The organism is uncultured Demequina sp. (genome assembly GCF_913055775.1).
Taxonomy (GTDB): domain Bacteria; phylum Actinomycetota; class Actinomycetes; order Actinomycetales; family Demequinaceae; genus Demequina.
Genome location: NZ_CAJXJX010000118.1, coordinates 1 through 8,545 on the forward strand (window position 1 = coordinate 1; position 8,545 = coordinate 8,545).

6 protein-coding genes are annotated in these 8,545 nt (G+C 70.5%); 4 read left to right on the forward strand and 2 right to left on the reverse strand.

Annotated features, from left to right (window positions below; translation table 11 throughout):
- Positions 1-3,034: isoleucine--tRNA ligase (gene ileS, locus QZ483_RS11085; RefSeq protein ID WP_297083967.1), on the reverse strand; the 3,034-nt coding region annotated here is incomplete at its 3' end.
- A 369-nt stretch (positions 3,035-3,403) separates the two neighbouring features.
- Here ileS and QZ483_RS11090 point away from each other — a divergent pair.
- Together QZ483_RS11090 and QZ483_RS11095 are read left to right on the forward strand one after the other, a co-directional pair.
- Positions 3,404-5,044 (forward strand): DUF885 family protein, encoded by a 1,641-nt coding sequence (locus QZ483_RS11090; RefSeq protein WP_297083970.1) that lies wholly within the window; start codon positions 3,404-3,406, stop codon positions 5,042-5,044.
- Positions 5,045-5,130: 86 nt separating this feature from the next.
- Positions 5,131-6,354 (forward strand): sorbosone dehydrogenase family protein, encoded by a 1,224-nt coding sequence (locus tag QZ483_RS11095; protein ID WP_297083972.1) that lies wholly within the window; start codon positions 5,131-5,133, stop codon positions 6,352-6,354.
- 6 nt (positions 6,355-6,360) lie between these two features.
- On the opposite strand, the gene QZ483_RS11100 is transcribed toward QZ483_RS11095, so the two are convergent.
- The gene (locus QZ483_RS11100; RefSeq protein ID WP_297083974.1) at positions 6,361-6,909 is read right to left on the reverse strand and encodes a helix-turn-helix domain-containing protein; all 549 of its coding nucleotides are present in this window, start codon (positions 6,907-6,909) and stop codon (positions 6,361-6,363) included.
- Between the two features lie 85 nt (positions 6,910-6,994).
- Here QZ483_RS11100 and QZ483_RS11105 point away from each other — a divergent pair, with 85 nt between their 5' ends.
- Together QZ483_RS11105 and QZ483_RS11110 are read left to right on the forward strand one after the other, a co-directional pair.
- Positions 6,995-7,921: an alpha/beta hydrolase gene (locus QZ483_RS11105; protein WP_297083976.1), complete on the forward strand. Its 927-nt coding sequence runs from the start codon at positions 6,995-6,997 to the stop codon at positions 7,919-7,921.
- 337 nt (positions 7,922-8,258) lie between these two features.
- On the forward strand, positions 8,259-8,545 hold a 287-nt coding region (locus QZ483_RS11110), incomplete at its 3' end, for a type VI secretion system-associated FHA domain protein (protein ID WP_297083978.1).

The following is an 8,545-nucleotide window of genomic DNA, read 5'->3' on the forward strand; positions in this document are numbered from 1 at the left end:
GCCGGATGCGGTCGGAGACATTGAGCCCCGATCCCTTGCGCGTGTCCTGCACCGTGCGGATGAGGTCGCGCGCGTACCCCTCGGCCTCGAGCTCGTCGGTCAGCGCGGTGTCGAGCATCACAAAACCGCCTGACGGCAGGACGGACGCCGCCACCGCGTCGTCGCCCGAGCCGCCGATGACCGTCGCGAGCTCGTACTCGCCCTCCTCGAGGGCGACGCCGCCGGACGTCACGACGCCGTCGACCTCGGTCCAGTCACCCGTCTTCGACCCGCGGATCGCGGCCTGGACATCCTTGCCGATGCGCGGGCCGGCAGCGCGGGCGTTCACCGTCAGGCGGCGCTCGACCGGGTTCGCGGCCGTGAACTCCTCGACGGTCACGCGGTGCACCGCCTTGACGTTGAGCTCGGCGGCGATGAGGTCCGCATACGCGGCGAGCGCGTCGACGTCCGCGACGGCCACCGTGAGTGACGCGAGCGGCTGACGCACGCGGATCTGCTCCTTCTTGCGCAGCGCGTGCGCGGTGGAGACCACCTCGCGCACCTGATCCATGACCTCGCCGAGCGACGAGTCACGCCACTCCTCGGGCGCCACGGGGTAGTCGGTGAGGTGGATCGAGCGACCGCCGGTGAGACCGCGCCAGACCTCCTCCGTCAGCAGCGGCAGCAGCGGCGCCGCGGCGCGCGTGACGGCCTCCAGGACCGTGAACAGCGTGTCGAACGCTGCCGGGTCCTCGTCCCAGAAGCGGTCGCGCTGGGTGCGCACGTACCAATTCGTCAGCAGGTCCATGAAGGCCTGCAGCGTGTCGGACGCGCCAGGCACGTCGTAGACGTCGAGCTGGCGACCCATGTCGTCGAGCATCTCCGCGGTCTTCGCGAGCACATAGCGGTCCATGACCGGCATGTGCGGGATGTCGTCCTCGTGCACGGCCGATGCGGGCATCCCCTCGCCGTTGTTCGCGGCACCCGCGTACAGCGTGAAGAAGTAGTAGGACGACCACAGCGGCAGCATCACCTCGCGCACGCCCTCGCGGATGGCCTCCTCCGTCACGATGAGGTTGCCGCCGCGCAGGATGGGGCTGCGCATGAGGAACCAGCGCATCGCGTCCGAGCCGTCGCGGTGGAACACCTCGTTGACGTCAGGGTAGTTCCGCAGGGACTTGGACATCTTGCGGCCGTCGGAGCCCAGCACGATGCCGTGCGAGATGCACGTCGTGAACGCGGGGGTGTCGAACAGCGCGGTCGCGAGCACGTGCATGACGTAGAACCAGCCGCGGGTCTGGCCGATGTACTCGACGATGAAGTCCGCGGGGTGGTGGCCGTCGAACCACTCGCGGTTCTCGAATGGATAGTGCACCTGGGCGAACGGCATCGAGCCGGAGTCGAACCACACGTCGAAGACGTCGGGGATGCGGCGCATGACGGACTTCCCGGTCGGGTCGTCCGGGTTGCGGCGCGTGAGGTCGTCGATGTAGGGCCGGTGCAGGTCGGGCTCGCCGTCCTCGTTCAGCGGCAGGCGGCCGAAGTCGCGCTCGAGCTCCTCGAAGCTGCCATACACGTCCGTGCGCGGGTAGGCAGGGTCGTCGCTCACCCACACGGGGATGGGCGTGCCGAAGTAGCGGTTGCGCGAGATCGACCAGTCGCGGGCCCCCTCAAGCCACTTGCCGAACTGGCCGTGCTTGATGTGCTCAGGAACCCAGGTGATCTGCTCGTTGAGCTCGACCATGCGCTCGCGGAACTCGGTGACGCGCACGAACCACGACGAGATCGCGCGGTAGATCAGCGGGTTGCGGCAGCGCCAGCAGTGCGGGTAGCTGTGGTCGTAGGTCTCGTGGCGCAGCACGACGCCGCGCTCCTTGAGGTCCGCGATGATCGGCTTGTTCGCGTCGAAGACCTGCTGACCCACATAGTCAGGCACCTCGCTGGTGAAGCGGCCCTTGGAGTCGACCGGGATCACGGTGCCGATCCCGGCCTCCGCGCACACCAGGGCGTCGTCCTCACCGAAGCCGGGCGCCATGTGCACGATTCCCGTGCCGTCCTCCGTGGACACGAAGTCCCCGGTGAGCACCTGGTGGGCGTTGTCTATCCCGGCGAAGTAGGCGAAGGGCGGCTGGTAGCCCAGCCCGGCCAGCGAGGCGCCGGGCACGGTCGCGAGCACCTCGGCGCCCTCGCCCAGCTCTCGCCCGTAGGCGGCCAGACGCGACGCGGCGAGCACCACGCGACGTCCGGCGAACTCGCCCTCGGCGGGGGCGACCACGACGTAGTCGATCTCCGGACCCACGGCGGTCGCGAGATTGCTCGGCAGCGTCCAAGGCGTGGTGGTCCAGATGAGCAGCTCGGCGCCGGCGAGGTCGCCGGGAGCGTCCACCAGGGGCAGCGCCACGGTCAGCGCCGGGTCCTGGCGGTTCTGATAGACGTCGTCGTCCATGCGCAGCTCGTGGTTGGACAGTGGGGTCTCGTCGCGCCAGCAGTACGGCAGCACGCGGTGGCCCTCGTACGCCAGGCCCTTGTCGTACAGCGACTTGAAGGCCCAGATCACCGACTCCATGAAGGTGGGGTCGAGCGTCTTGTAGTCGTTGTCGAAGTCCACCCAGCGCGCCTGGCGGGTGACGTACTCCTGCCACTCGTCGGTGTACTTGAGCACGGAGTCGCGGCACGCCTTGTTGAAGGCCGCAATGCCCATCTCCTCGATCTGCGACTTGTCGGTGATGCCGAGGATGCGCTCGGCCTCGAGCTCGGCCGGCAGTCCGTGCGTGTCCCACCCGAAGCGGCGCTCGACCTTCTTCCCCCGCATGGTCTCGAAGCGCGGCACCACGTCCTTGGCGTACCCGGTCAGCAGGTGGCCGTAGTGCGGCAGGCCGTTGGCGAACGGCGGGCCATCGTAGAAGACGTACTCGTCCGCGTCCGCCCGGTTGTCGATCGACGCCTGGAAGGTGCTGTCCTCCTTCCAGTAGGCCAGCACCTCCTCCTCGAGCGCGGGGAAGTTCGGGGAGGCGGGAACCTCGGCGGAGGGCCGATGCAGGGGGTACGAGCTCATGATTCCTTCAGTGGTCCGTGCGTCAACTCGGGCGAGGACGCTCCCGGTTCCGACCTCCGGCCGGACCCGCTCGCGCGGTACCACCTCGCTTGCCGCTCTCCCCTGCCGTGCAGGCGAATCGCGACCACTCCTGCCCCCGCTGCCACGGAGGCGCCGCTGTGACGGGCTGCCCGTGCGGTTCTAGTCCCCGGTCTCCCGAGTTTCTTCCGCAAGCTCACCGGTGATGGCCGGGTCTGCGCTTTGCCCACCAGTGTACGGGACGGGACTGTCGCATCGGCCGCCAGCCACCGCATCGGCCCTGCACCACCGCATCGGCCCTCCTCACGTGCGCGGCGCGCGGCACCCCTCCGACGGACATAGGCTCGAGCCATGGATGACCTGACTGCCCTTGCCGACGAGTTCTACGACTTCGCCCTCGCCTCGAGCCCGTTCTCACTCATGTGGGCCGGCAAGCTCGAGCATCTCGCCGAGTGGGACGACTTCTCGCGCGCCGGCCGCGCGGAGCTCGTGGAGCGCATGCAGGAGTTCGCGGACAGGGCGGCTGCGATCGACACCGCGGGCGATCCGCAGGCGACCGCGCTGCGCGATGCGCTCGCATCGACGGCGCTGTCCGAGGTGCGCGGCGAGCCATGGACGGTCGAGCTGCAGCACCTCAACCCCAAGATGGGCGCGTTCGAGCTGATGCTGTCGTTCATCGACAACTACTCGCTCGCGACGGCACAGCACGGCGCCGACTACCTCGAGAAGCTGCGCGGCATGCCCGCCGCGTTCCTGCAGATCGCTCAGGTGGCTGCAGAGGCCGCCGACGACGGCATCATCGCCCCGGCGAGCCACCTGACCGCGACGGCGGACTCTGTGGCCGCCTACCTCGCGAGCCCCGAGGGCGACGAGGACCGCCTCGCCGCGCAGGCGCCGCCCGCGGACATCTCCGACGAGGACAAGGACGCGTGGAAGGCCGAGCGGGCGCAGATCATCGCCGAGGTGGTCCGCCCCGGCCTCACCACCTTCGAGGCGACGCTGCGCGCGCTCGCGTCGCGGGGCATGCCGGATGACAAGCCCGGCCTGGTGCACCTGCCCGGCGGCGCGGACGTCTACCGCGAGAAGATCTACTCTCACCTGCTGCTCGAGCGCACGGGCGAGGAGATCCACCAGATCGGGCTCGACCAGATCGCGAAGCTCGAGGACGAGTACCGCGAGATCGCCGGGCCGCTGCTGGGCACCGACGACGTCTCCGAGATCTACGCCAAGCTGCGTGACGACGAGTCGATGAAGTACCGCGACGCGGTGCCGCTGATCGCGGACGCGGAGCTCGCGCTCAAGAAGGCCGATGCGGCGGCGCCGGACTGGTTTGCCGTGGTCCCGGAGACGCCGTGCCTCGCCGAGGCGACGCCCTTTGGTCCGATGGCGTACTACTCGTCGCCGGATCCCGAGACGGGCAAGGTGGGCAAGTTCTACTTCAACACCTCGCACCCGGAGGCGTGGTCCACGTACGAACTGGAGGCCATCGTGTTCCACGAGGGCATCCCGGGCCACCACCTGCACCTCGCGCTCAACGCAGAGAACACTGCGATCCACAAGGTGCAGCGCGAGTTCCACTCGACCGCGTACGCGGAGGGCTGGGGGCTCTACACCGAGCGGCTGTCCGACGAGATGGGGCTGTACTCGTCGCAGCTGTCCCGCGTGGGCATGCTGAGCGCGGACTCGCTGCGCGCGTGCCGCCTGGTGGTCGACACCGGCATGCACGCGTTGGGATGGTCGCGCGAGCAGGCCATCCAGTACATGCTCGACCACTCCCCCATGGACCGTGGCCACATCGAGCAGGAGATCGACCGCTACATCGGCATGCCTGGCCAGGCGCTGGCGTACATGATCGGGCGGCTCGAGATCCAGGACATGCGCCGCGAGGCGGAGGCGAAGCCGGGCTTCGACATCCGCGAGTTCCACGACCGCTTCCTCAAGTACGGCTCGGTGCCGCTGTCGACCGCGCGACAGCAGGTGCTCGCGGACTGACGGGCGCCGTGGGGGGCTGGAGGAACATCGCCGCGGCGCCCGCCGCTGCCCTCGTAGACCGCGCCCCCACCCGGGATGGAGACGCCATGGCGACCCGTGTACGCAACGCCACCCTCGCATCGGCTTGCCTGGGGGGGGCGCTGGTGCTGGCGGCCTGTTCCGGCGACGGCTCGGCGGATCCCTCGCCGTCGTCGACGGCGGCTGGCTCCGTGCCCCAGGTCACTGCGGGCTCCGGTGCGCCGGGCGAGCCGGCGGTCGCGCCGTCGGTGAACTCGGAGGTGACCAGCGTCGAGGTGACCGGCATCGAGCCGATCGCCACGGACCTCGCGGCGCCCTGGGACGCCGTCTTCACGTCTTCCGGGGACGCTCTCGTCACCGAGCGCGACGCCGGCCGCATCCTCCGGGTGAGCGGCGGCACGACCACGGCCCTCACGGGCCCGGGGGCCGATGCGCTGGCGGCCGCCGTGGATGCGTCCGGCGAGGCGGGGCTGCTGGGGCTCGCGCTGCTGCCGGGCGACGACAGCGTGCTTTACGCGTACCTCACGCGCGGCGACGGCAACGCGGTGGTGCGCATGAGTCTCGACGGCGACGCGCTGTCCGCGCCGGTGGACGTGGTCGCCGGGATCCCCAAGGCGCGCAATCATGACGGCGGACGCATCGCGTTCGGGCCGGACGGGCACCTGTATGTCGCGACGGGAGACGCCGCGCAGGCGCAGCTGGCGCAGGAGCGCGACTCGCTCGCCGGGAAGATTTTGCGGGTGGTGGCGGATGGGTCCGACGCGGACGGCTCGATGCCGGAAGACAACCCGTTCGGAGACCTCGTGTGGTCCATGGGCCATCGCAACGTCCAGGGGCTGGCGTGGCTGCCGGACGGCACGATGGTCGCCTCGGAGTTCGGGCAGAACGACGCGGACGAACTCAACCAGATCGAGCCCGGCGCCAACTACGGGTGGCCGGAGGTCGAGGGCCTGCTGGGTTCGCCTGACGGGACCCAGTTGGGCGACACCGTAGACGGCTTCACGTACCCGGTGGCGCAGTGGCAGCCCACGTCCTCCGCCTCCCCGAGCGGCATCGCCGCCACCGAGCTCGGCGTGTTCGTGGCCGCGCTGCGCGGCGAGACACTGTACTGGGTGCCCTACGGCTCGCCGGGCTTCGGGAAACCCCAGGCGATCGTCCAGGATCTGGGCCGCCTGCGCGCGGCGGTGACAGACGGCGCGGACGTGTACGTGCTCACCAACAACACCGACGGCCGCGGCAGCCCTCGCGTGGCCGACGATCGGCTGGTGAAGCTGGAGCTCTCGGCGGGTTGACCCAGCTCAGGCCTGGGGCTCTGGGCGTGAAGCGTCCGGGTGGAGCACCGCAGACAAGAGGAAGCGGCGAGTGTCGCCGCCCGGGGCCGCCTCCGCCTGCTCCTCACGCGCCTGCTCCTCATAGCGCTCCACGACCGCGGCAATCTCGCCGGCCATCGCAAGCGCCTGCTCGTCAGTGAGGTCGAGCGCGACCTGCCGGAACGACACCGGGTCCTGCGCTGTGACCCCGCCGTCGACCGCGTGCGCGAACGCCGCCCCGACCGAGGCTGTGAACGCCGCGATGCCGGACTTCAGCGCCGCGGAATCGAGATCGCCGGAGGCCGTCACCTCGTCGGAGACCAGCGCGAACGTGCGTTCGACGGCACCCCGCACCTCGCGCTCCGCCACCACCCGGATCGCCCCGGCCTCGAGCAGCACGCCCGCGTGACGGTACAGGCTGGTGCGCGCCACGTCCGGCATCGCATCGGCGAGCTGCGCGGTCGTCAGCTCCCGCCCGCCCAGCGCCAGCACGATGCGCATGCGGACGGGGTGCAGGAGCACGTCGGGGTCGGTCACGCTTGCATTCTACGCAATCAGTCCCAATAATGGAACTAATGACGAGGGCGCGTCGTGCAGCCCCGCATCACCCGTGAGGATCGACGTGGACACCACCCTGACCTTCCGCTCGCGAGGACTGATCCTCGCGGGCTCCCTGCGCCGCCCCGACGCCGTCGAGCCCGCCTCGCCCTCCCCCACGGCACTGCTGCTCGCCGGCTCCGGCGACATCGATCGCGACGGCGACCAGAAGCGGATCGCGCTCGGCATCCAGCGCCTGCTCGCCGAGCGCCTCGCCGAGTGGGGCTGGACCAGCCTGCGGTACGACAAGGCCGGCGTGGGCGCATCCGAGGGCGACTACCTCACCACGACGCTGCTCGAGGAGAGGGCCGATGCGCGGGCCGCCCTGGCAGCCACAGTCCAGGCCGCGCACGGCGCGCCAGTGGTCGTCATCGGCCACAGCGCGGGGTCGCTCCACGCCGCCGCCCTCGCGGCCGAGTCTCCGGAACTGGTCGCGGGCGTCGTGCTGCTCGCCTGCCCGGCACAGGACGGCGAGGCGGTGCTGCGCGGGCAGGCGGCGCACCTCGAGCCCACCATCCCCGCGTTCGCGCGAGCGCTCCTGCGCCTCATGCGCCAGACAGTTGCGGGACAGCAGGCCAAGGCGATCGCCAAGCTCCGCGCCACCACCACGCCTTCGGCGCGCATCGGCGGAGCCCAGGTCAACGCCGGCTGGATGCGCGAGTTCCTCGACGAGGATCCCCTGGTGGCCCTCCGCCAGGTGACCGTGCCTGCGCTCGCCATCACCGGCGACAAGGACATCCAAGTGGAGGCGGCAGACCTCCCGGCCATCGCATCGGCCGTCCGTGGACCGGTGACCACGGCCGCGCCCGCAGACGTCGACCACCTACTGCGCGAGGAGTCCGCCGAGGCCTCGCTCCCGCAGCGGTACAAGCATCAGATCGGCAAACCCCTGGCAGCGAGCGTCACGGAGCCCCTGGGCGCTTGGCTGGCGGAGCGCGCCGCGCGAAACTGACGGCGCCACCAGCGCCGGCACAGCAGGGCAGGAACAGCACAGGCCCTCGGCGCGTTCTCCGGGCGGAAGGCGCTCAGGCGCCGCGACTCGTCCCCTGACACCGATGTGAACCCCCTGGAAGACCTGCTTGTACAACGCGCCCCGCACGGCGGAGCTCGAGACGCCCCTGCTGGGGGGAACCGCCTCGCTCCGCGACGCCCACGACACCCTCGACGACACTGTCGAGCTCCCGCCTGCCACTGAGAGTGCGCCAGGCGACGCAGCCGCGCCCGCAAGCGTGTGGGCGGAGGCCGAGCCGACCACCCTGTCAATCCCGGTCGTCTCGAGCGCGCAGCCCGTGGTGCTCGACGAGCCGGTCGCGGCCACGCGCTCGATCGAATCGCTCATGCTCACCACCCGCACCGCGCGGGTGGCGCTGCTCGCGCTGGCCGGCTGCGCGTTCGCCTTCGGCGTCAACGAGGCGTCGATCGTCGCGATGAGCTCGTCGGTCGCGGCGGGGCTGGGCGTGCCGGTCGCGACGATCGAGCCGCACGACAACAATCCGCTCAAAGTCTCGGCGAGCGTCGAGGAGGCGTTACTGAACCTGCTGCTTCGCCCGGCGAAGCAATATGCCGTGCCGATCGA